The 24,186-nt window shown below is 50.4% G+C and carries 20 protein-coding genes; 10 read left to right on the top strand and 10 right to left on the bottom strand.

Annotated features, from left to right (window positions below; all coding sequences use genetic code 11):
- Positions 1–3: 3 nt before the first annotated feature.
- A complete protein-coding gene (locus tag NWE93_09075; GenBank protein ID MCW4000380.1) occupies positions 4–2,439 on the bottom strand; it encodes a DUF3536 domain-containing protein in 2,436 nt (811 codons plus the stop codon).
- Positions 2,432–4,264 carry a malto-oligosyltrehalose trehalohydrolase gene (gene treZ / locus NWE93_09070; GenBank protein ID MCW4000379.1) on the bottom strand — a complete coding sequence of 611 codons (1,833 nt, stop codon included), beginning with the start codon at positions 4,262–4,264 and terminating at the stop codon, positions 2,432–2,434. The genes NWE93_09075 and treZ overlap by 8 nt, the downstream gene beginning before the upstream one ends.
- 174 nt (positions 4,265–4,438) lie before the next feature.
- Here treZ and NWE93_09065 point away from each other — a divergent pair, with 174 nt between their 5' ends.
- The gene (locus NWE93_09065) at positions 4,439–5,707 is read left to right on the top strand and encodes a glycosyltransferase (GenBank protein MCW4000378.1); all 1,269 of its coding nucleotides are present in this window, start codon (positions 4,439–4,441) and stop codon (positions 5,705–5,707) included.
- A gap of 49 nt (positions 5,708–5,756) precedes the next feature.
- On the opposite strand, the gene NWE93_09060 is transcribed toward NWE93_09065, so the two are convergent.
- The gene (locus NWE93_09060) at positions 5,757–6,149 is read right to left on the bottom strand and encodes a hypothetical protein (GenBank protein ID MCW4000377.1); all 393 of its coding nucleotides are present in this window, start codon (positions 6,147–6,149) and stop codon (positions 5,757–5,759) included.
- A 75-nt stretch (positions 6,150–6,224) separates the two neighbouring features.
- On the opposite strand from NWE93_09060, the gene NWE93_09055 reads away from it, so the two are divergent.
- The 5 genes from NWE93_09055 (at position 6,225) to NWE93_09035 (ending at position 12,641) form a co-directional block, all read left to right on the top strand.
- Positions 6,225–8,318 carry a radical SAM protein gene (locus NWE93_09055; protein MCW4000376.1) on the top strand — a complete coding sequence of 698 codons (2,094 nt, stop codon included), beginning with the start codon at positions 6,225–6,227 and terminating at the stop codon, positions 8,316–8,318.
- A 347-nt stretch (positions 8,319–8,665) separates the two neighbouring features.
- Complete coding sequence (locus NWE93_09050; GenBank protein ID MCW4000375.1) at positions 8,666–9,436, top strand: hypothetical protein; 771 nt, start codon at positions 8,666–8,668, stop codon at positions 9,434–9,436.
- 358 nt (positions 9,437–9,794) lie between these two features.
- Positions 9,795–10,958: a magnesium transporter gene (locus tag NWE93_09045; GenBank protein MCW4000374.1), complete on the top strand. Its 1,164-nt coding sequence runs from the start codon at positions 9,795–9,797 to the stop codon at positions 10,956–10,958.
- A 123-nt stretch (positions 10,959–11,081) separates the two neighbouring features.
- Entirely contained in the window at positions 11,082–12,236 is a 1,155-nt protein-coding gene (locus NWE93_09040; GenBank protein ID MCW4000373.1) for a hypothetical protein, read from the top strand.
- Between the two features lie 51 nt (positions 12,237–12,287).
- Positions 12,288–12,641 carry a hypothetical protein gene (locus NWE93_09035; GenBank protein ID MCW4000372.1) on the top strand — a complete coding sequence of 118 codons (354 nt, stop codon included), beginning with the start codon at positions 12,288–12,290 and terminating at the stop codon, positions 12,639–12,641.
- A gap of 81 nt (positions 12,642–12,722) precedes the next feature.
- Here NWE93_09035 and NWE93_09030 read toward each other — a convergent pair whose 3' ends face one another.
- Both NWE93_09030 and NWE93_09025 read right to left on the bottom strand, forming a co-directional pair.
- On the bottom strand, positions 12,723–13,037 hold the full coding sequence (locus tag NWE93_09030; protein MCW4000371.1) for a hypothetical protein: 315 nt from the start codon (positions 13,035–13,037) through the stop codon (positions 12,723–12,725).
- Between the two features lie 78 nt (positions 13,038–13,115).
- Entirely contained in the window at positions 13,116–14,372 is a 1,257-nt protein-coding gene (locus NWE93_09025; GenBank protein ID MCW4000370.1) for an adenosylhomocysteinase, read from the bottom strand.
- A 153-nt stretch (positions 14,373–14,525) separates the two neighbouring features.
- Between NWE93_09025 and NWE93_09020 the strand changes: the two genes are divergently transcribed.
- A complete protein-coding gene (locus NWE93_09020) occupies positions 14,526–15,134 on the top strand; it encodes an ATP-binding protein (GenBank protein MCW4000369.1) in 609 nt (202 codons plus the stop codon).
- A gap of 10 nt (positions 15,135–15,144) precedes the next feature.
- A complete protein-coding gene (locus NWE93_09015; protein MCW4000368.1) occupies positions 15,145–16,008 on the top strand; it encodes a PHP domain-containing protein in 864 nt (287 codons plus the stop codon).
- Here the strand turns inward: NWE93_09015 and NWE93_09010 are convergent.
- The 3 genes from NWE93_09010 to NWE93_09000 all read right to left on the bottom strand — a co-directional run bounded on the left by NWE93_09010 (position 16,005) and on the right by NWE93_09000 (position 19,014).
- Positions 16,005–17,009 carry a phosphotransferase gene (locus NWE93_09010; GenBank protein ID MCW4000367.1) on the bottom strand — a complete coding sequence of 335 codons (1,005 nt, stop codon included), beginning with the start codon at positions 17,007–17,009 and terminating at the stop codon, positions 16,005–16,007. The two genes, NWE93_09015 and NWE93_09010, sit on opposite strands and share 4 nt — an antisense overlap.
- 216 nt (positions 17,010–17,225) lie before the next feature.
- On the bottom strand, positions 17,226–17,849 hold the full coding sequence (locus tag NWE93_09005) for an orotate phosphoribosyltransferase (protein ID MCW4000366.1): 624 nt from the start codon (positions 17,847–17,849) through the stop codon (positions 17,226–17,228).
- A gap of 193 nt (positions 17,850–18,042) precedes the next feature.
- Positions 18,043–19,014, bottom strand: coding sequence for a phosphate uptake regulator PhoU (locus NWE93_09000; GenBank protein MCW4000365.1), 972 nt, complete (start codon positions 19,012–19,014; stop codon positions 18,043–18,045).
- A 217-nt stretch (positions 19,015–19,231) separates the two neighbouring features.
- Here NWE93_09000 and NWE93_08995 point away from each other — a divergent pair, with 217 nt between their 5' ends.
- A complete protein-coding gene (locus NWE93_08995; protein ID MCW4000364.1) occupies positions 19,232–20,836 on the top strand; it encodes a DNA-directed DNA polymerase II small subunit in 1,605 nt (534 codons plus the stop codon).
- On the opposite strand, the gene NWE93_08990 is transcribed toward NWE93_08995, so the two are convergent.
- Positions 20,828–22,069, bottom strand: a complete 1,242-nt coding sequence (locus NWE93_08990; protein MCW4000363.1) for an orc1/cdc6 family replication initiation protein — start codon at positions 22,067–22,069, stop codon at positions 20,828–20,830. The two genes, NWE93_08995 and NWE93_08990, sit on opposite strands and share 9 nt — an antisense overlap.
- 798 nt (positions 22,070–22,867) lie before the next feature.
- On the opposite strand from NWE93_08990, the gene NWE93_08985 reads away from it, so the two are divergent.
- Positions 22,868–23,299, top strand: coding sequence for a hypothetical protein (locus tag NWE93_08985; protein ID MCW4000362.1), 432 nt, complete (start codon positions 22,868–22,870; stop codon positions 23,297–23,299).
- Positions 23,300–23,342: 43 nt separating this feature from the next.
- Here the strand turns inward: NWE93_08985 and NWE93_08980 are convergent, their stop codons facing one another.
- Positions 23,343–24,089: a MarR family transcriptional regulator gene (locus tag NWE93_08980; GenBank protein ID MCW4000361.1), complete on the bottom strand. Its 747-nt coding sequence runs from the start codon at positions 24,087–24,089 to the stop codon at positions 23,343–23,345.
- Positions 24,090–24,186: the final 97 nt, after the last annotated feature.

Below are 24,186 nucleotides of genomic sequence, written 5' to 3'. Positions count from 1 at the left end.
AATCTACACCAGCCTTATCCCTAAAAGGTTGCATAGTTCATTGAAGGCAGCAACCCATGTCTTTGAATCTTCATCCTCATGGTCCTTCACGGTCTGATACTGATTCTGGACGATTGTAAAAACGATGTTTTGGGATTCCCAAAGGTTAAGCGCTATCGGCAGCACGATGAGCAGGCGAATCAGTTCCGTGGTCCTCTTAAGGGCTTCTATGTCCCTTGGGTTCATGGCGAGTTTGCTGAGTTCAGAGGCGATTTTCTGGCTGGCCTGAAACCCTAAAAGCTCAGAGTCAAGCTTCACCGATAGGGAACGAGAATCCCCGATGAGTTTCTCGAGTTTTTTCAAATCAACCGATTCCTCATAAAGCAGGTTTTCCATATCCATGTTGATGACAATTTCAGCGGCGGACCGCAGGGGTCTAGGCGATGGAATACGGCTTTCCTTCATAAACCGCAGCAGGGTAGAGTTATCATGGTAGATGATGTCATAGAGGTCTTTGGCTTTCTTTAAGCCGTCCTCAACGATGTACTCGAGGATGAAGCGCTGATCGTCTTTGGAGAGGTCCTTAAGCGAATAGCTATCTTGCCCCAGATGCCGTGCTAACTCCACAATTATCTCGTTTATCTGGCCTTTCTCGAAGCTTGCAACCAACTCGCTGCGCATCTTGCTAAACAGGTGCTTTTTCATGTCGGCTTTAACGGCGCAGGTAACGTTATGGTCGCCCATCCAGATGGCGGCACAGCTAAAATTTTCTTCTTCAAGCGTGACTTTGGAGAAGATGGTGGATTGATTTACAATGAGGCGGAATTTGCCGTCGTCCCGTTTTACTTCGCTGTCAACGGATGCACTGAAGCAGTAATTAGGCATCTTGGGCAGGGTGGGAGCGGATTGGATGTTCTCTGCGAAGATTTCTCGAATGGTGTTTTGGGCGCTGATTTTTGCGAAGTCAACAACGGCGGGTTTGATGAATATGCTGTAGATTTTGGCGCCGTTTTTGAATTCAGGTATGTTGCTGGGCGCTTCCCGCAGGATTTTTACGTAGGGCGTTTCGAGGTCTATGTCGAATAGTTCCTCGGCTAGCTGCATTGAGCGGGCAGCATACATCATTACCTGCACGGTTTCGATGCCTGAGATTTCATCGAAGAACCAGCCGCAGCTTGTGTACATGAGCATCGCGTGCCGCTGCATCTCCATCAGCTTGATTACACGCCGCACCTCCGCCTCAGTCAACACGCGTGTTGCATGCTTAAAAAGGAAGTTGGTGATGGATTCTTTGGAGCGATCCCAAATCACTTCGATGTAGTCATCCCGGGCAGCCCAAGGGTCCTTGAGGTACAGGGAAGCATCCGCCTCAAAACGGGGAAGCAACGCATCTCGAAGCATATCCATGGCTTCCCGCAGGGGCTTACGCCAAGCCTGATGCCAACCCGGCCTGCCCATGTTGTCTCCGCAGTCACTTCTCCACCGCTCAACACCATGAATGCAGCTCCAAGAAGTGTTCTGCTGAATCTGCACTTCATGCTGGGGCGGATGCTTTTCGAGGAATTCTCCGAAGTTCGTGAGTTTCGCAGCTTCATTTAGCACTATATGGTAGATGCAGTATGCCAGCGTCATGTCGCCGTGGGGGTGATGGTGCCCGTAGAGTTCGCCGTCGCTGGCGACGCTTTCAATCAGCGCCTCTTCACTGTTGTCTTTGAAGGCGTCAATTAACCGTTTAGCGAAGGCTTCTCCGTTGTTAAGCAGGTTGCCAAAGGCGATGTCGCTTGCGGTGCGTTTATCAAAGAAAAACAGCGTAATAACTTTCCCAGAGGGCAAATCGCAGCGGTAGGCGCGTCTGGGGTCTATTTTACTATCCGACACATCCAGCCACTCCTCCTTGCCTATCTGCCTCATCTTGAGTGCTTGATGCGGAGAAAGAATCGTGAATTTCATGTTGTTCTCTGCCAGAACCTCCAATGTTTCGGTGTCAACGGCGGTTTCAGGCAGCCACATGCCCTCGGGGAACCGCCCAAACCGCTTCTGGAAATCAGCGATTGCCCATTTCACCTGCGTCTGCTTGTCATGCCGATTCGCCAGCGGCATAATCATGTGGTTATAGACCTGCGCTATGGCGGAGCCATGCCCCGAAAAGTTATTCATGCTTTCGCGGTCAGCGTTAAGGATAGCCTCGTACACCTGCGGCTTTGCCCTTGCCAACCAATGCAGCAGAGTGGGCCCAAAGTTGAAGCTGATACGAGTGTAATTGTTGATTAAGCCGATTATGCGCCAATCCTGATCCATCACCCTTGACACCGCGTTGGGGGCATAGCATTCGGCGGTTACGCGTTCGTTCCAGTCATGGTAGGGCTGCGCGGATTCCTGGAACTCAACTTCTTCAAGCCAGGGGTTTTCGCGTGGCGGCTGATAGAAATGGCCATGGATGCAGATGGAGCGCTCAGCCAACCGGCAGCGTCTCCTGCGGCTCTTTATAGTAGACAGCCAAGCCGAAGCCCCCTATCACCTGCGTTTCCCCCTCCGCGGCTGAAGAAGACAAAGCTGAGGCTTTATCGGCCGCTGAATAGTCGGCTGAATCAAAAATTTTGCTGTATCCGCCGCCTTCGAAGGGAAAAGCATAGCTAGCCGCGTCTTTTCCAAAGTTGGCGACAACTCCGGCTGCTGCCTCACCACCCTGCTTATCCATGAATAGTAAATTTCCCTGGATGCTGACCTGCCTGATTTGCCTCTCAGCCTGCACCCTAAAGAGAGGGTACTTTCGCCTCAGCATCAGCAGGGCACGGTAATACGACGCAACCTCCTCGCCTCTAGCCGAGTAGCGCAGTTGCCAGTTAAGCTTTGAGCGCTCATAGGTCTCGGCGCTTTGGGGATCAGGGGCTTGGCTCTGCCAGTGGAAATGCGCAAACTCCCGTATTCTGCCCTCTCTTACCGCGTCGCCAAGCTCCGGGTTCTGGTAGTCGGTGAAGAAGAGAAACGGCGCTGTTTCCCCGTATTCTTCACCCATGAAGAGCAGCGGCACATAGGGCGAGAGCAAAACAACGCCAGCGGCAAGCTTAGCAGCTTCGGTGCCTGCGATGGCTGAGAGGCGGTCTCCGCTGAGGCGGTTGCCGACTTGGTCGTGGTTCTGCGAGAAAACCACCAGTTTCCATGCGGGTATCCACCTGTAGGATTCGCTGGGTAATCGGCGCTTCATATCGGGTTCTTGTCCCACGTAAACGTAGGCGTCACTTAGGGCGTCAGCTAAATCCGGCAGCCCCCCGTAGAGGCTATAGTATCCTTCCTTCTCTCCAGTGAGCAACGCAAAGAGTGCATGCTGGTAATCGTCTAGCCACTGCCCATCAAACCCCCAGCCTCCCTTCTCGATTGGCGTGAGCACCTGGGGGATGTTGTAGCCGCTTTCCGCGACCAGATGGATTTTTCTGCCTGCGCCCTCAGCGTAATGGTGGACTTTCTGGTTTAGCTCAGCTAGAAAGTGGCATGCGCTGCTGTCATGCATGGCGTATATGGCGTCGAGGCGGATGCCGTCGAGGTGGTAGTGGCTTAGCCAATGCAGGGTGTTCTCCAAAAAGTAATTGCGTACTCCCCCGTTTTGTTCTCCGTCGAGGTTAAGGTTGGAGCCCCATTGCCCCATGCTTGTGCTGGGAAAGTAGGGTGCGTAATTGTTTAGGCAGTTGCCCTCTGGGCCCAGATGGTTGTAGACGAAGTCCACAAACAGCGCTACCCCATGCTGATGGCAGACGTCAACGAGGGCTTTGAGGTCGTCGGGTCGCCCGTAGCTGTTCTGTACTGCAAAGGGAAACACGCCGTCGTAGCCCCAGTTGCGTTTGCCTGAAAACTGGGCGATAGGCAACAACTCTATGGCGTTTACACCGAAGTCACAGAGTTCAGCGACGTGTTCAGCAGCCGCCTTAAAGGTGCCCACCCCAGTGAAGGTGCCCACATGCAACTCATAGAACACCAGATCCTTCAGGTCCAATCCACGCCAACCGCGATCACTCCACCGGTAAGCATCGTGGTCAATTACCTGCGAGGCGCCAAAAACGCCATCGGGCTGATAATGCGACGCTGAATCAGGCAAGCCCGCTTCGCCGTCGAGCTCATACATGTAGAGGGTTCCGGGTTCAAAGCCCTCTGCAACATGCGCCCAGTAGCCGCCGCCGGCTGGGTCCATGGCTAAATGCTGGTTTTCGCCGGTGAGCCAAAGCGTGACTCGGCTTCGGTTTGGAGCCCACACTGTAAAGTGACAGGTACCATCTTGATAATCCGCTCCCACACGCAAAGGCTTTTCCTCACAACGTCAAAGCGGAGCTTTAGGGTCAACAAAAGGGCGCTCAAAATCATGGGGGACCTAGCTGTTTAACCGTTAAAACTCCAACAAACATTATTAGTAGAGGCGACCTAAATAATATTTTGTCCAAAGCGTTGGAACTGTTTTTGAGGGCTTTTTGTGTTAAACGTTGAGTTAACTAGGAAAATCGAGCTTAAAGACTTCGATAACGTCGCGTCCCCTGACCTCATAGAGGCTGTGCGGGAGCTAGGTGAGAAGTTAAAGGGGAAATCGGTGACGCATGTGAACTCCACACCCTTCGGGGGAGGCGTAGCGGAAATCCTCCACAGCCTAGTACCGTTGATGCGCAGTGTAGGTTTGGATGCTCACTGGGAAGTCATCAAGGGCGACTTTGACTTCTTTACCGTTACCAAAAAAATCCATAACGCCCTGCAGGGCATGAATATAATGCTCAGCAAAGAAGACGAGAACATGTATCTTGAATTTAACAAGATGAACAGTGAACTCTCGATTCTCGACACAGACATCGTGATGGTGCATGACGCCCAACCCGCCGCCCTGATACAGTATTATCCTAACCGAAAAAACAGTTGGATCTGGCGCTGCCACGTCGACCTCTCCACGCCCAATTTAGCGGTCTGGGGATTTCTGGAACCCTACATCAGCCAATATGACGCCGCTGTCTTCACCGCCAAAGAATACGTTGTGCCCAGCCTCAACGTGCCTAACCTCGCCATCCGCCCCCCCAGCATTAATCCTCTAAGCGAGAAGAACCGCAGCCTCCCCGACACGGAGGTGCTTTCGATTCTGGAGCGCTTCAACATCAGAGCGGACCGACCCATCATCACTCAGGTGGGACGCTTCGACCCCTGGAAGGACCCCTCAGGCGCCATAGACGTGTACCGGATAGTTAAGCAGCAGATTCCAGAGGTGCAGTTGCTCCTCATCGCGGGGATGGCGGCTGATGACCCTGAAGGCTGGCTTTACCTTGAAAAGTCAGCTAGACACGCAGGCGAAGACCCCGACATTCATTTCCTCACTGACCTTAAAGGAGTCCGCGAGCGAGAAGTGAATGCATTTCAAAGTGCCTCCCAGGTGGTTTTGCAGATGTCCACGCGTGAAGGCTTCGGTTTAACGGTGGCGGAGGCGCTTTGGAAAGGTGTTCCAGTGGTGGGGCGCCGTGTTGGTGGAATCCCGCTGCAGATAATAGACGGGGAAAATGGCTATTTGATAAATACGGTGGAGCAGGCGGCTGAGCGCACGCTTTTTCTTCTAAAAAACAGGGAGGCGGCAAAGCAGATGGGCGCTAAAGGCAAAGAGTTTGTGCGGGAGAATTTTCTGATACTGTGTCAACTGCGCGATTACATGAGCTTATATGGTGTGCTGCTTGAGGAAAAAGGTTCTGGGGAAGAGGCAGCTAGCCCATAGTTGGTTCTATCTTGGTTTTTTTGAGAAATGAAAAAGGGTATGGGCGGGGTTAAAAACCCATAATGGAGGCGCCATCGCCGTGTTCATGGTCACCTTCTTCGGTGATGTGATGCCAAACATGCAGTGCTAGACCCGTTGATGCGCCGGCGGCTAATCCGATAAGCAGGAAGGTTAGCCAGGTGTAGCCGAAGACCATGCCGACGACGGCTAATACATCAAACACAATGGCCATGGCAAGGTAGCCTGCGCACCATGTTTTCATGCTCATGCCGCGGGGTTTGTTGATGCCGATGACGCCTAGGTACCCGAACATGATGACGAAGCCGACTAAAGCGTAGATTAAGTTGAAGTCGAAATCCAATGAGTCCACCTTTTCGTAGACATATGCTTTCAGGCGGAGGTTAATTAGGCTATCGAATCTATGCTGCAGCGTCAGATGCATAATCGTCTAGCAGCTACGGTACCGCTAGCTTTTTTTACCATCAAAGGGGACTCTTAAGTTTTAGGGGTACCATACATGACCAACTTTGATGTTAGACAATGCCATAAATGGGCTCAGCTGCTTGTTGATCGAAAAAGTAAGCTTGATCAGGCAGCAGCCGCTATAGGAGCAGGCGATTTTGAAGCTGCAAAGGCGCTATTTAACCAAATCTTTAGCGGCGTCCCAAGCGGCAAACAAGCTGACCCAGGCATGATGGGCTCGCTGCTCTATCATATGGCTATGGTTACTAAGATGGAGTCAGAAACAAAGGTGCTCCTCACTGAGCTAAACGCCCAGTTACCTAACATCAAAGCTGCCCTAGCCAGGTTTTACAACGAATTCTACTCTGACGCAGAGGAACTCACCAAAGAGTTCATGATACTAAGCTACGATGCAGACGCAATCGCCGAAACCAAGCACCTGACCTCCGAAGAAAAAATCGCTCTCATCACAAAGCTAAAAGAGCAAACCAAACAGGCAGAGGCGCAGCTAAACAGCAACAACCCCGCTGCAGCAGAAGCCGTGGAGAAGCTGTTTGGTGACTGGGCGCAACAGGTGATTTTGATGCGGCTGCAGCAAGAATACGAGACCATCAAGGGGTTGCTGGTGCTTTCTGCGTTTGTGAAACTGTTTGGTTTTGAGCATGTGGAAGCTGCGATGGCGTCTGTGCAGGACAGGTTTGGGCAGGAAACCGTTAACATTGCTCTTGATGTTACCTTGAAGGTGGGTATGCGTCGGGAGAAGCTGCAATCGGTTATGCTGGCTGACCACTTTATCAAGATGGTGATGGATGGAGCGGCACTTGACGGCAAAATGGAGTTTCTCAACTGCCCAATCTATGGCAGCCACAGGTATGCTCAGGAAAAATATGGCATCGACCCCCAGGTTTCCGCCCTTTTCTGTAATCACTTCTGCTTTGCACATGCCAAAGCCATGCTTAACACGGTTCTGCCGTTTCCCTTCACGTTGTGGCAGCCTAAACTTATGGCTAAGGACGGCTTATGCGAGTACTACCTTAAACTTGCCTACTCGCCCCAGGCAGAGACCAAGGACCGGTTTGTTCCCCTTGTCTTGTCCTATAACGTTACCGCTAAATGTAACATGAAATGCAGCCACTGCTACATCAACGCCTCCGAAAAGCAGTTGCCCAACGAATTATCCACCCAAGAAGCCAAGATGGTGATTGACCAAATCTGCCAGGTCAGCAGTCCCCTGCTTATCCTCAGCGGCGGCGAGCCCCTGCTGCGCCCTGACATCTATGAGCTTATCGAGTACGGCGTAGAGAAGGGGCTGAAGATGGGGTTGGGAAGCAACGGCTACCTCATCGACGACGCCGTAGCTAAGAAGCTTAAATCTGCAGGTGTAGCCACGGTCTCGATCAGCATTGACTCAAGCATCCCCTCGCAGCATGATGAGTTCCGGGGCGTTGAGGGTGCATGGCAAAAAGCAGTTGACGCCTGTAAGGCTCTGCGGAAACACAACGTGCTTGTCCAAGTTAACACGACGCTTACACATGACAATTATGGCCAAATCGACGACATCATGTCTCTTGCCGAATCGATTGGCGTTGAAAACTTTCATCTTTTCTTCCTTGTGCCTACGGGACGCGGGGTGAAATTGGAGGATATTTCGCCGGAGAAATACGAGGAGATGATAACTAAAACCTTCGCTAAAGTCCACCGGCACCGCCTAAACGTAAAGCCCAGCTGCGCACCCCAGTTTATGCGTATCGCGCAGGGCATGGGCCTAGATATGCGTCAGTGGGTCCGCGGATGCCTCGCCGGCATGCATTACTGCCGCATCTACCCTAACGGCGACGTAACCCCCTGTCCCTATCTGCCTATTAAGCTGGGGAACCTGCGTGAGGTGAGCTTTAAGGAAATCTGGTTTAACTCACCGGTCTTCAAGAACCTGCGCAACCCCAGTTGCCTTGAGGGCAAATGCGGCGACTGCGAATTCAAAGTGGTCTGCGGCGGCTGCCGAGCCCGAGCGTATGGCTTATCAGGGGACTTTGTCGATTACTGCGGCGACCTCCATGTGCCCACCGAGCAGAAAAGCGATTACTTAGCCGAGGACCCCTGGTGTGTGTATCAGCCTAAAAAGCAGCAGGCAAAAACGTCGGAGCCTTAAGGGCTTAGCCGCCAAACAGGCAGCAAACGCAGCCAGATGCCACATTGCCGCCGAGAAGAGGGTATAGGGCGGCGTCACCTTTTCTTTTGCTGTAAATCAGTTTGGGGGGTTTGTTTTTTATTAGTTGTTGTTGTGGCAAGGCGCCTTTACACAACAACTACCTGCGGCTTTTGGGGGCGGCTGCTTTTCTGTTTTAGGCTGCTTAGGCGGTTGCTGGCGGGTTGTGCAATCTGCCACAAGCAGAACAGCAGATTATGTTGATTTACTGTTAACTAAAACCACCGATTGCCTTTGGGGTAAACAACTGTACCTCAAAACCTATCTTCCCAGCCCCATACCGAAAGCACATGAGCCTCCCAATATATGCCCGGCCAATGTATTTTGGGCCAATCGGAATAAACGCAACCGTCCTTGCAGTCGCTTCAGCTGTTTTCTTAATCGCAGTCTGCCTAAAAATCAAACAGGGACAAACCAAGTTGTTTGAGTTGACCCTGCTGCTCTTTTTACTGGGCTTTGTCTTCCAGACCTTCCACGGCATCATAATAGTGCACATATTCCCCATCTCTCTGCCTGAACGCCCCTTATTTGACAACGGCTTAACCCTCAACTACGCCCTCACAAACCTCATAGCCTACACTGCTGTGCCTATTCTGGCCATATTTGCCTTGAATAGGCGCCTTACAGTTGACGACTTCGGTTTTAGAGTTAGCAACTGGAAAAGAACCGTTGCCTTTAGCGCCGCCGGATTAGTTTTTGCATCCGCCTTTTTTTTGGCGACTGATTTCTTCTTTCACCAGCAGTGGGTCCAAGGATACACCAAAGACGGAATGATCCTGTGGATTTTGCTTGTCAGCGTAGTCTCAGTTATGCTGCAAAAGGTGTTCTTCGTCGGCTTCCTCTTCAATCGGTTCCTCGGAAAAGAAAACGTGCTGCTACTGGCGGTGATAGCGTGGCTGGCCTATCAGAGCTATATGTCTAACTCGCTGCCATGGCAAATATGCAGTGCACTCACCTTCGCCACCACGCTTTGGGTAACTTGGAAGACAAGAAACGTCTGCGGCGCATGCCTAATTGCAGTCCTTTTAAGCCTGATTGAAATCACGCTGCAGTTGCTTTAGAAGAAACCAGCGGGCATGCATGCCGCCAGTAATAGTATGGGGACTCACCTCTTAGCGGGTAAACCTTATACATAATCTATTTAAGGAAAAGTCATCTTTCAGAGTTACAGGCAGTTAAAGTGAGGCTTTGGCAGCCCAAACACGGCGCGATAAGTGAAGTGTGGACCGCCAAACAAAGAGGCGAAAAATTATGGTAAACGTCCACAGCACCAATCTCCAAAAAAATAGGTCCGTAGCGCCAACCCTTCGCGTAGAAGGCAACCGAAGCACAGCTTATGGCTCATTTAACCTAAAAAGCAGCGGATGCTAGGAGGGCGCCAACATAGGACATGCTGGCATCTCTAAGGGTTTCTTTGGCATGTTTAAAGAAACCTCACTGGCATGTCTCTTTGACATCGGCGGCTTAATCGCTGGCTTCATGGTTGCCCTGCAGCTGGGCCTCTTTAACGAGTCCCCGTGGGCTATCGCGCTTTACCCCGCCGTCATCAGCGTAAAAGGCGTCCTCACGGGTTTGCTTACAGGGCGACTGAGCACTGCACTGCATTTAGGCACTGTGTACCCGAAGTTTTTAGGCAACACCAAAAGCTTCCGTAGACTCATCAGCGCCATGATTGTTTTAACTTTGGCGACAAGCGCAACCATAAGCGCGATATCGATTCTTTTCGGCATCCTCTTTTGGGGAGTCACCGTAAACGAGTTTCCAGCCATCCTTTCCGTGATGCTTGCAACCCTCTCTTTGGGGCTACTTATCACCCTAACAACCGTAAAAGTCACCTTTGTCTCTTTCAAACGCGGCCTCGACCCCGACACCATCGGGTACCCGCTGACCTCTACAGTCGCCAACATAATCATAACCTTCCTCTACATCGCCGTCCTGAGCCTCTACTTCTCGGGGGGGCTGGGGCAGTGGACGATAATTATGTTCGGGCTCATCAACGTGTTTTTGGTACTCTTCATCGTTCCGATGAGCCTCCGAGACTTAGAGTTCCGCAGCATAATCAAGGAATCATTGCCCACGATGCTTCTGGTGGCGTTTATGGTTAACATAACTGGAACGTTCCTCAAGGGCATCAGCGACGTCGTAGGCGGACAACGAGTAATCTTCACTGTGTACCCCGCCATAATTGACATGATAGGCGACGCAGGCTTAGTGGTGGGGGCGGCGGCCACAGTGAAACTCACCCTGGGAATTTTAACGCCCACATTCTCCTCCATTAAAAAACATGCCAAAAACATTGTGAGCGCCTGGGCATCGACTCTTCTGCTCTTCGTCTTCACGGGTATGCTGGCGCTAGCCATCAATGGCGTTTTAACCGTCGAGGGCGTCGTGGCTTTGCTGCCGATTCTTTTAGTCGCCAACGTGATTGCCTTCTCAGCGGTCATCCTGATTACTTATGCAATTTCGATTTTAACGTTTAAACGCGGATTGGACCCCGACAACTTTGTTATCCCCCTCGGAAGCGCCTTGGCCGACGCCTTGACCACGATAGCGCTCTTTATCGCGATTTTACTCTTCCTTTAGAAACTGAGCACAAGTAAAATATGCTAGGATAGGTATTCTATGGTTTGGAGTGCCCTTTTAAAGTTGCACCATTTCGAAAAATTAGAGTACAAACCTATCCCCGTCAGGCAATTGTTGCTTGAAATGAAGAACCTCTCCGAATTAATGATCGACCTCGCCTATTCCTCTGCCCTCTACAACGATAAAGACCTCGCCGAGGACGTTTTAGCGCTGGAAGACCGCGTGGACAACCTCTCCTATTTGCTTGATATGGAAATCATGGTTGCTGCACGAGACCCCAAAGACGCCGAGCAACTCATAGGCGTCTCCACGGTGGCGGCTTCCACCGATAAAATCTCTGACGCCGCAGCCGACATCGCAGGCATCGTAACCCACGACATCGGGGTGCATCCCATCGTCGGGGAGATCTTCGAGAAAGTCGAGGAGCGATTAATGAAAGTAACCATAAAGCCCAACTCCTCGCTTATCGGAAAACAAATTGATGAATTAGACTTGGCTGCAAGCATGGGCGTAGACATAATTGCTATCCGCAGAAACCACGATTGGATTCTAAACCCCAAAGAAAACGAAAGGGTCTATCAGGGCGACACCCTCATCACCCGCGGCGCACCCTCAGGCATCGAGGAATTCAAGGATTTAGCCGAAGGCAAACTCGCCACCATAGACACCGAGAAACGTGCGCAATTCGAAAAAATCGTATCTGAATTTGTGGAGCTGAAAGACACCTCGGAGTTAATGATGGATCTAGCTTACTCCTCACTTATGTTAAACAGCAAAGAGTTAGCTGAAGAAGTTGAGCAGCTAGAGGAACGCATGGACACGTTACACACTGACTTTGAATTGCTGGCTTTGACAAGCGGCTTTAAGAAAGAGGAAGCCTCAGGTTTTCTGGGGTTAATCCGCCTTGGCATCGCAACCGAGAAAATAGCTGATGCCGCCGCCGACATGGCTGAGGTGGTTCTGCGTGGAGTGGAGCCCCATCCGATTCTCAAGTTAGCCATCGAGGAAGCTGAGGAAACCGTTGAACAAGCCTGCGTCGCCGCTGATTCGCCGCTGGTCGGCAGGACCCTGCGGGAAGTGCGGGTCCACGATGAAACCGGAATGTGGGTGCTGGTGATTAAGCGTGATAACCGCTGTCTGCGTCCACGCAAAGACACCAGGATTCAGGTGGGGGATGTGCTGGTTGCAAGCGGCTACGCTGAGGGCGCGGATGCGCTGCATAAGCTGGCGTCTCCTAGCCAATCCTGCGAGGTTGAAGAGGAAGAATCAATATTTTAGCTTCATCAAAACTATAAGCCCCAGCGTCTATACCCACAGGAATGGTGAGTGATGAGTACGGGTGAGAAGAAAAATTTTGTTTGCCAGAACCCTTCTTGCCAGCAGACATTCACGGCACCCCTTAAAACGCTGAACCTCCAAGCAGACCCCACCGAGCCCTACTATGCCTGCCCATTCTGCCTAACCAAGATTGAGGAACCCACCATAGAACTACCGCAGGCCCCCCTTAAAGAAGAATCAACCCAGAAAAAGCAAAGTGAAAAAAGTACAGGCAATCCGTCGGAGTGCAAGTTCCATATGGGCTACTTAAGTGAGAGGACGCAGAAGGAGCAGATTCCAGAGGATTGCATGTTGTGCCAGAGCATCGTTGAGTGTATGCTTAAGAGAATGCGGGACGAAACCTAGTTTTGGCGGACAATCGGCGTCTCATGCTTTTGGTTTGATGAAAAAAACTAAAAGGAAAAAGGATGAAATGTAAAAGGAGGATTATTTAGTTTTGTTGGTGGCTGTTTCTTCTTTTTTGTCTTCGATTTCAGTTGTGATTTCTTCGATTGGCTTGGGCGGGGGGGTTGTTGCCATTGTCCAGCCGATCCATGCGCCTATGAAGAGGATTGCGACGAACGCGATGAATACTGGCGCAGCTATAAGCCAATATGATACGGCAGCAGTGCTTGGTAGCCATGTCCAATTCAACGTGGACACTATCCATGGATAACCAAATAGTGCAACTATGTAAAGTACAGCGACGATGACGCAGACTGCGAGGATTGCTCCACCTATTCCTTGATCTTTGCTTACCATTTAGTGATTCACCACTTTAGTAGCCATGTATTCGCTTAATCAATTTAAAGTTTGTCATGTTTTTTGTTACATGACCGATTAGGTTGTCCCCATTTCCCATGTGGAAAGGTACTTTTTCTGTTCATCCGTAAGCTCATCGATCTTAACGCCCATTGTCTGCAGCTTCAACTCAGCAACCTTCTCGTCAATATCCTTGGGCACCACGTAAACTTTGGTGTCAAGCTTATCTGATTTAGCGATGAACTCCGAGCACAGCGCCTGATTAGCAAAGGACATATCCATCACTTCTGAGGGGTGACCTTCCGCAGCCGATAAGTTCACGAGTCTGCCCTCCGCGAGCAAATAGATGTGTCGGCCGTCTTTAAGCGTGTATTCCTCCATGTTGGCGCGCATGGTTCGTTTAGATTTAGAGAGAGCCTGCAGATCCGTTAAGCTGATTTCCACGTTGAAGTGGCCGCTGTTGCATATGATGGCGCCATCCTTCATCTTCTGCATATGCTCCTTGCGGATGACGTTTATGTCGCCGGTGGCGGTTACGAAGATGTCGCCGATGGGAGCTGCCTCAGACATGGGCATAACCCGCAAACCATTCATAACTGCCTCCAACGCGCGGGTAGGCTGAACTTCGGTTGCAATCACGTTGGCGCCCATACCCTGAGCCCGCATGGCGATGCCGCGGCTGCACCAGCCGTATCCTCCGACGACGAAGTTTTTGCCTGCCAGCAGCACTGAGGTTGCGCGCAGGATGCCGTCGATGGTGCTTTGCCCGGTGCCGTAGCGGTTATCGAAGAGGTACTTGGTGAAGGCGTCGTTGACGGCGACGATGGGGTATTTGAGGCTGCCGTCCTGCTCCATGGCTTTTAGGCGAACCACGCCGGTGGTGGTTTCTTCGGTTCCGCCCTTCAAGTTTTTAATCAGGTCCTTGCGCTTGCTATGCAGCATACCCACGACGTCTGCGCCGTCATCCATGGTTATGGTGGGTTCGAATTCGAGGACATTCTGGATGCATTTGTAGTAATCCTCGGTGTTCTGTCCCCTCCAAGCAAAAACGTGAACTCCGCTATCTGCCAACGCCGCGGCTACGTCATCTTGGGTTGAAAGCGGGTTTGAGCCGCAAAGGGCTACGTTGGCGCCGCCTGCAATGAGCACTTTAATGAGAACCGCGGTTTCCTTGGTGACGTGAAGGCATGCGGCTAGGGTTTGACCTTTGAGAGGCTTTTCGGTTTCAAAACGCTGTTTGATGATGTTTAGTACGGGCATGTGTTTAGCTGCCCATTCAATCTGTAAATGTCCTTGAGGTGCAAGGCTTTTATCTTTAACTTGGAAGTTTTCCATGGAACAGTCCTTCTTTAAAGTGATTGTGTGTGTTACTCCTTATTTAGAATTTACCTACATTTCATAAGGTGTAAAGTGTGTCTATCAAGAACCTGCCTAGAAAAAAGTTAAGTACACCCTAACATAAGCTAACTGTATTTAGGGTGCACTGTAATGAAAGAAGCTTTTGCAGAATTTGTTAAAGAAAAACTGGAACCAAGAACTCTTCTGATAACCTGTGGGTTGCCGGCAAGCTACAAAACCGAAACCTCAGAGCAAATCGCCAAAATCAAAGGCTACACCATCCTACGCAGCGACCTAATTCGCCTCGAAGTCCTCAAAAACGAAGATATCTTCGACGTGAAAGTCGCGGGGAACATGAACAAGCGCCTATCCGTCTACGATGAACTCTTTAAACGCGCAGACGAGCTAGCCAAAAAAGACACAGAGGGCGGCATGATATTAGACGCTACCTTCGTCACCCAGGAACTGCGGGAACGCGCCGCTGAAATCGCCGCGAAAAACAACCTGACTTTTGTGGTATTGCAGACCAGTTGTCCACAGGAGGTTTCGCTGTCCCGGATAAGCAGGCGCACCAAAGAAAAATATGAATCCAACGCCCTCACCCCCGAAGCCTACTTGGCTAACAAAAGCAAATTCGAACCCGTCGATGTGGAAGCGCTTAAAGCCAAGTTTCCGAAGCTCAGAATCACCCATTTAACCGTCGACACCTGCCACGACGAAAAAGAACAATGGTACATCGTCGCCCAAGAAAAAAGGTAGCAGCATAGCGATGATTGACCTGCATGTCCACTCGGCGGCCTCCGACGGCAAATTCACGGCGGCACAAATCCTAGGTGAAGCCAAACAGCGCAGAATCGGTTTTTTATCGATAACTGACCATGATAACATCAGCTGCCAAACCCAGGCGCTGCAGCTGGCAAAGCAGGCAGGCATCTGCTATGTCACGGGCGTTGAGTTAAACGTCACTTTTTCGCATCCCAACTATACGGAGGGGAAGGTGGTTTCGCTGGATTTTCTGGGTTACCAATACAACCCAGAGGATCAGGCGCTGCTGGGTAAGCTTGAGTTGATGGCGAAGTACCGCCAGGAGCGAGCACATAAAATTCTAGGTAACCTCAACGTGGAATTTGAAAAGGAAAGTATTCCTCCCTTAACAGAGCAGGATTTCCGCCGCATCGAGGAATCCGTCGACGGCACATTGGGCAGGCCCCACATCGCCGACTACCTCATAAGCAAGGGCATAGTGGCTAGCCGACAGGAAGCCTTCGATAAGTACCTGGTGAAATGCGATGTCCCCAAATATCCCCTCTACCTCGAGGAAGCCTCAAAACTTATCCGCGGCGCCGGCGGCAAACTGGTCCTGGCACACGGCAACGACCCCCACGGCACCTCGCTAGCTGCATTAACTAAGAATCTAGCCGAGCAAACAGAGATAATTGGGGATTCCATGCTGCCCTACATCGACGGCGTAGAATGCTGGCATAGCCGCCACACACCAGAAGCCACCAGCCATTACGTCGCATTCGCCAAGGAGCACGGCTTGATGATGACGGGGGGCAGTGACTGCCACCAGAAACCCGTCGTGATGGGTTCGGTTGCAGTGCCTGACTGGGTTGCAGACCAGTTCAGCTAAAGGCTCTTTGCGTATTTAGCGGCTAGCAAAAGATACGCCGATGCCTCGTGGGTGGCAGATGCTTTTTCCTCAGCGGAAATGTTTGGGTCGTCAAGTCGGAAGCTAACTACTTTTCCCCGCACATATGCTCGGTAGCACTTATAGAAGGGCAGCACCCGCAAAAGCTCAGCGTCCTTGGAGTAGGCAAGGTACTGCGAGACAAAGTAGTCGGATAAATCGCTTCGACTCTGGTAATCAAGGTCCATAGCGAGGAACGCCACGTCTGCGGCTACGTCACTGTATCGGAAGCGGTCGTTGAATTCGATGGCGTCGAAAATACAGATTTTATCCGTGACAAAGATGTTGCCTGAATGCAAGTCGCCATGGCAATCTCGGATGCGCTCGTCTGCGATGCGCTCCTCAAAGAGGCTGCGGTTCTGCAGCATGAAGCTGGCTATTTTGTTTTGCATATAATCGAAATCGGTTTTGCTTACGGTTTGTCCAATGTATTTTTGGGTCTGCGCAAAATTCTCGTCCCAATTCGTCTTGATGATTTCCATTGAACCGAACTGGCTGATCTCGGGGTTAGTCTGGGCGGCGCCATGGAATTTAGCCACTATCTCAGCGATGGCGTCTATGGTTTCTTTTCCTACCTTGCCCTCCTCAAGCAGCTTAGTCATGATGCATTCCTGAGGCAGCCGCTTCATTTTAAGCGCGTACTCGACGGCTTCTCCGTCTCCGCCTACCCTAAGTCCGCCGCCGACTCGGGTTATAGGCACCACGGCCAGGTAGATTTCGGGGCAGAGTCGCCTGTTGAGTTGTAGTTCTTTCTCGCAGAAGAGGCGCCGTTTTTCGAGGGTAGAGAAATCCAGGAAACCAAAGTTCACGGGTTTCTTGACTTTGTATACATAGTTTTCTGTGACGAAGACAAAGGAGATGTGGGTCTGGATAAGCGTGATTTCGCCTGTTTTTTCAGGGTAACTTTGGGGGTTTAGGAGGGCTTGGGATATTTCTGTAGGCATCTTTTGTTTCTTCCCTTGGCTATTGTGGGGTAGCTAGGCAATAAATACTAGGGATGCCATTGGATAGGTGACGTTCTATCAATTAGAAAGGGATTAGGAAGGTTAAGAAAGTGATTGACGAAGCAAGCGAAGCTGATTTGTTGAGTTACCTCGAGAAGTCGCTTTTACAGAGCGGTTACTCTGAGAGGGTTAAAGAAGTCATCATCCACTATTACATTAGCCAACATTGAACTGTTTAATGTAATCTAATACTCGATCAGCCTGCTCTTTAGAGATGCGCCCGTTACCATACAGCGAAGCGACCACATCAGAGATTTTGGCTAAGGCATGCACGCGGTAACCGTGTTTTTCAAGGTTCTCTTTGCCACCGTGCTCCCGATTCACCACCACCAGCATATGCTTAACGTTGGCGCCGAGCTCCAAAAGCGGCTTCACTCCCTCAACCTTGGATAAGCCCTCGCTGACCACATCATCGAAGAACAGGATGTTTTCGCCTGCTGCCACGTCGGCGCCCGCGGTTCTGCCTGTGACGCCGTAGGCTTTCTCTTCTTTGCGCACGATAACACAGGGCATGTTGAGTTTGACGGCTATGCTGGGCACAATGAGAGCGCCTTTAAGCTCGATGGAAGCTAACTTGTCGATGTGCTCGGTAGCTTGGATTTCCCGGATTTTCTCTGCTGCAGCCTCCGCGATTACGTCAAGCTGAACGGGGGCGGCTAGCACGCGGGCTAAGTCGATGTAGTAGGGGCTGAGGGCTCCGGATTTGATTTTGAAGCTGCCAAACCGCAGGCACCCCGACTGGTAGAGGGCTTCTGCGATTTTATCGGTGACTGTGGACATGTGGTTTCCCATCTGTGAATGTGAACCTGCAGATTTAACCCTTACCAAGGCCTAAGGAGCAAAGAAGCCTCTTGGGTCGATCCATAAACAGGATTGGTTATCGCCCTAAGCATTGCGGGGTAATCGTGGGATACAGCCCAAGCATCATTGACTCTATAAATAGAGGGGGATAGGTGAGTGAGCAAGAGCTGCTTTAAACTACAAGGTCCGCTATGTCTACGCTGCGCTCGTAAATCTGCCTCAGAAAAGACACGGAAGCCAGGATTTGCGGCATCAAATCCACCGAGGACTCCTTTGCGGCAACCTCGATTTTAGCCGAGTCAGCATCGATTTTTGATCTCAAGTTACGGGCGCATTCAGCTAGCGAGATGTCTTTGCCTAAAAAGGCTTTGAAGGCTTGGTCGTTGGCTTCGCAGCAGGCCAACTCTAAATCCACCAGCAGCTTTCGCAGGTCCTCAGAGAGTTTTGCGCCGTTTAGCCCCAGAGTGGTTGACGCCATCTGTACACATGCGTCGCCGATGCCTTCGATGAGGCTTGCGGCTAGGCGGTAGTCGAGGCATTCGATGGGGGTTATGGCGAGTTTTTCGCTGAGTCTTGGATTCTGAATGATGGTACGCAGAATTCGGACAAGCAGAAAATAGAACTTGTTGTTCTCGACATCACGTTCAATTACGTTTTTGGCTAAATCCAAATCTGAGGTAACAAAGGAGTTGGCTGCGTCCCGAATCATCCTTGCCGCGCTAGCTTGGTTACGCTGCAGAATCTTCTCGGGCGAAGTGAAAGGCTGCTGCATCAAGCACTGCAGCGACATCATAGAGGGCGTTTCCTCCACAATCATCAAGCCTGCTAAGGAGTTAGCTGTGGATTTGATGAGGTTACGGACGTTGGAGTCGATGCGGTCTTTGGCTTCCACTCGAATGACATCGTAGCCGAGCAGGTAGCGCCCCACGATTTCGCGGCCCAAAAAAGGGCTAACCTTAAGAGAAGCCACTTTTGGCTGCTGCTCCACATCGTATTTGGAGTCTACAAGAAGCTTACCGTCGGAGGTTACATCTAAATCAACTAAACTGCCTTTTTGCAGCCCGTTTTCTTTTGCCCATTCGCGGGGTAAACAGACAAAAAAGGTCCCTGTTGGCGTCTGCTGAATCTTACGTAAGTCACCCATGAAGCACACCTTGATACAATGCATCTAAACATTAAAGTGCTTATATAAATTTCTACTAATCCATTAGATTACAAAAACGGCCAAACATCAAGCAGCATCAATAGCGCCAAGCCGAGGGTTAGCCAGAAATCGGCTGCAAACAAAAAACAGTAAATAACCCAAAAGCCATAGAGCCTAAACACCAAGGGGCAGGTAACGGGAAGAAGGGCTTAAGTGGATGAGTGCGGAGGAAAAACTTCAAAAAGCAATCGAGGCAACAATCGCGGCAGGCTACCAGCTGAACTGCGAAGCCTTCGAGTTCCTCACCCAAAACGCCCAGACCAGCGATCCCCTTTCCCTGATGAACCTTGCTCTGCAGAGGATGGAGGCGCTGCAGGATAAGCCCATCTTTATCGAACGCAGCTTTTTAGAAGACGTAATGCAGCAGGCCATGGCGCCCCCCGAACCCATAATCGAGCCGCCAAAGGCAATCTACCAGGAGCCCACAGCGTCACCCAGCTACCCAGAGGTATCGGCCCCCGCTGCTACCCCTGAGGTTGATGCCGCCGACTATTTCTATCCAGAAGCCAAGTACATACCCTCCGAGCTCCAAATCCTCGAGGACCCCACGGGCAAGTTGACCTCCAACGGCACCCTCGGCGAGTACGTAGGGCTCTTTCAGGATCGCTTCAGACGCATCGAAAAGCTACTTCGCCAAAGAATGGATGTACGAGCCGCCACGCCCATCGTTGAAGCCCTAAAGTCTCAGCCGAAAACCAAGCTTAAAATCATCTGCATGCTCACCGAGAAGCGGGACTCCAAAAACCACATGATTCTCTCAGTGGAGGACCTGCAGGGAAGCGCAACCATCCTGATTCCCCAGAAGGCGCCTGAGGACGTTAAAAAAAGGGCGCTTATGCTTTTGCCTGACACTGTGTTCTGCGCCGCCGTAATTAAAACCCGAACTAACCTGCTTATGGCAGAGGACATTATCCTTCCTGAGGTAGGCAGAAAACCACCGCAGCGCGCGCAGGAACCAGTCTACGCTGTGTTAACCTCTGACATACATGTGGGCAGCACCAAATTCAACAAGGCAGCGTTTAAGAATTTTATCCAGTGGCTCCGCGGCAAATATGGTACAGCTGAGATGCGGGAAATCGCCGGCAGAGTCAAGTATCTCCTGATTGCAGGCGACATCGTGGACGGCGTAGGAATCTATCCTGATCAGCAGAAAGAACTTACCATCCGCGATGTCCACAAGCAATACAATTTCGCGGTAAAATATCTTGAGAAGGTCCCTAATTACATCGAAATCGTGATAGCGCCCGGCAACCATGACGCGGCACGTAAATCTCAGCCTCAGCCCGCCATTCCCCCCGGTTACCTCACCGCGATTGAGGGCAAAGCAAACATTCACTCGGTGGGCAGCCCATGCTTTTTGAGTCTGCATGGCGTCGAGGTGTTGATGTACCATGGTGTAAGCCTCAACGATATAATCGGGGTTGTGCCAGGCATGGATAATGATCACCCCCAGAACTCCATGAGGCTGATGATGCAGAGCCGTCACCTTGCACCCGTCTACGGTGGAAAAACGATGCTTTCCCCAGAGAACCGTGACTACATGGTAATTGATAAAGTCCCAGATATTTTCCATGCAGGCCACATCCACGTTATAGGCTACTTTAACTACCGTGGGGTGCTGGTGGTTAATTCGGGTGGCTGGCAGGAACAAACCGACTACATGGAAAAGCTTGGTTTGACCCCTACGCCAGGCAAAGTGCCGGTGGTGAACTTGCAAACTCTAGAAACGATAGAGCTTGATTTCACTAAGCCGTCAGTCTGAGGGTTTATGGTTGCTTTTAGGGGAGTACCCTAGCAGTTGGCTGAAGCGGGCATCCTCGGTGAAGACATCTCGGATTAAGCCCCGGGAAATCTCGAGGCGAATCTTTTTGGTTCTGCCATATCTGCCCATGCTAACTACTTTAGCGTTAACTAAACCCATCGAATCAAGTTCATTAACCAAGGTACCTAAACGCCGCTGAGTCAGCAGCCCCGCACCCATCTCGCCGCAGAGTTCATTGTAGATGTCATAGATTTCTCCTGTGGTGGCACTGGGCTTGTTGAGGTGATATACGCTGAGCAGCACGAGTTTAGAATGCAACGTCAAGTTTTTGAGGGCCTCCACGACGCGGTTATGCTCTATGTGCTTTTCTGCTTGGCGCACATGCTCCTCCGTTATGGATTTTGCACTTTGACGCTCCGCAACCTCGCCTGCCACCCGCAGCAAATCCAGTGCACGTCTCGCATCCCCATGCTCAGCCGCAGCAAGCGCAGAGGAGATGCTTAAGGCGGATTCAGATAACACGCCATCCTGAAAAGCAAGTTTTGACCGCTCCATCAAAATGTTTCGGAGTTCCGCTGCGTCGTAGGGTCTGAAAACTAGTTCTTCTTCGCTTAGGGAACTGAAGACGCGTGGGTCAAGAAATTCTTTTAGTCGCAGATCGTTGGATATGCCGATGATGGAGACTTTGCTTTTGCTGAGGGTCTCATTTATGCGGGTAAGCTCATACATGAAAGCGTCTCCTCGATCCTTGATTAGAGCGTCGACTTCATCAAGGACTATAATGAAGATTATTCTGGATTGGTCAAGGCCCATTCGGAACCTATCGAAAACTTCACCTACAGAAAGCCCAGTAAAGGGTATGGATAAACCAACGCTTTGACTGAGGCTGGCAAACACACGGTACTCTGAGCCGGTCATGCGGCAGTTGATGTAGCAGAATTTGACTTGTGCACCGTATTCTTTGGCTTTGGATTCAAGGTGGCTTAGGACATATTTTGCGACCGCAGTTTTTCCGGTGCCGGTTTTGCCGTAGATGAATATGTTGGAACATCTTGCGGATTTAAGCACTGGAGCAACGGTTGAGCCTAAGAGGCGGATTTGGTCTTCTCGATGTGGAAGTCTGTCTGGTAAGTAGTCGTGTCTTAGAACTTCGCGGTCCCTGAATAGTTTCGGCGCGTTAACGAAACTTTCGAATACATCGTCGAGTACGTTTGTGTTGCCCGTTCTGCCCACTCTCCCTGTTTCAGAGGATGAACCGTTATTTCGAGTGGAACAGATAAAGCATGCAGTACAAAAAACTGGTTTAGAACAGCAACATTCCTAAAAGAGGATGAAAACAGGCGATAACAAGCAAGTAAACAGGGAAAACACACACCCCAACGTTTCTACTGGAAAAAATCTTACTAAAATTAATTTTCCTTATTATTATAATATATATAACTATACTCTGAGTGGTAAATAGCAGTTTTATATATTAATGATACCTGTCTAAAATCCTAAACAGATTCGCTGTGAATATTTTTTCAGGCTCTCTAAACTTCTTTTTTACCGCTAAAACTTCGAGAGGAAACATAGGGGTGTCCCTTCAATGGGAAAATCCATGAAAAAACCGCTAAAACATCCTTTTTTAACGCCAACTACCTTAGAACTGAAACGTGACAGGTTCCTATCTTGACAAGAATTTTTTCTGCCGAGATCCCTGCTTTTTTTCCTTCACAAATCTGTGAATACATGTGAAATATCAATAAAACTGCTGGTTTATCAAGGTTCTTTCCGCCTGATTTACCCTAATTATGTCCTTTTACAGTGAAGTAGCCACCCCTTCGTTTCTACTGGAGAATGGGAACTAAGCCTTAACTAAAATTTTTTTCCCTTTCCATTCACATGTGAAGCTGGTAATTGCATAATCAATCCAAAAACAGCATATTTACCGATTCCGAGCCTAAAATGAGTTTTTTAATTTCCCTTAATTCACCATCACAGTTATAAGCAGTGAATAACAAAGATTGTGAACACCTAGGTGTCAACCATATGCCGGCTCGCAAAATGCGCGTTGAGCTCTTCGATAGCGATGGTAATCGATACACCATTGCCTTTGAGGGTCAAGTGACCCGCGATAAAGCTCTGCGCCTACTGGATCTCGTCGAATTGCTAGGCGGCGCACCAGGCGAAAACCCAGCTGCAAATACCGGTTCAGCGATGCCTAACCGCAACCTCTCCCGCTTCGAGAAGGTGCAGCTTGTTATCCAGAAAAACTTCCCCCTGATATGGTTCTCATCCAAAGATATCCAGTCTGTTTACGAGCAGGAACTCAAAGAACCCGTCAGTCTAAGCACAATTTCTACTTACCTATCGCGGATGGCCGCTAAGGGTATGCTTATGCGCACCGGCGGCTCAAACAGCCTCAAGTATAAGACAGCGCCAAACATTCCAGCGGCAACCATCAAACCACACATAAAATAGGGTCTTCACAACACTTCACAAAATGTAATTACTCTCTACTAGTTTATACCGCTGGGTTCTCTGCCCTTGCCAGCAGCGGCTCCATCTCTTTTTTGATGCTGTAACGGAACGGAATCTTGCCTGCCTCCCTCTCCAAGTAACCCTCCTCGTAGAGCTTCTTCATAAGCCGAGCTGTATGTTCCCGGCTGAGCTTTACATGCTCCTTTATTTCAGGCGCAGTTTTGGGGCCCTCTTTGGAAAGCATCTCCAGAACAGTGATCTCTGTTTCTGTCAAGGCGGATAGGGCTTTATCGCGTTTAATCGGTATCGGCGGCAGCGCAACCTCAACTTGGGGCTGGAGGGGCCGAGCGATGGAGAGTTTTTGGATTTGCTCCTCGAACCCGCTGATTTTGTTTCGCAGCGTTTCCTGGGTGGCTTCTATGTCTTTTAGTTTCGATTCAAGGCCCTCAAGTCCCGAGAGGATAGTGGTGCTGGCTTGGCTGGATTCAGTGAGGTTTTCTGTGATGCTCTGTGACATCGCCTGATATGATTGGCTAAGAGTGCTAAGTTGCTCCTGTAGCGGCTGCAATTTTCTCTCGAGGTTTTCGGCTTTTCTGTAGCTTGATTCAGCGGAAACGTTGGTTCCATCTACTTTTGCCACCATGGATTCGAAGCGGTTTGATTCACGTTTAAGTTGCCGATCGAAACTTAGCACGATATCTTGGATGAAATCACGGGCTTTGACGTATTCTTTGTGGGCCATGCGGATTTGTCGGTAGTATTCATAGGCAGCTACCGCTGTTACAGCCACCAAAACGCCTAAGATTACCCATGTGAGGTCAGCCGTGATGTCATCACCTGTGATTCAGCCGTGACTTAACCGTGATTTTAGCGGTTGCATCACACAT

The sequence above is a fragment of the Candidatus Bathyarchaeota archaeon genome (assembly GCA_026014735.1).
Lineage (GTDB): Archaea > Thermoproteota > Bathyarchaeia > Bathyarchaeales > Bathycorpusculaceae > Bathycorpusculum.
The sequence above is the reverse complement of the archived record's forward strand: the minus strand, read 5'-3'. Positions and strand labels throughout refer to the sequence as shown.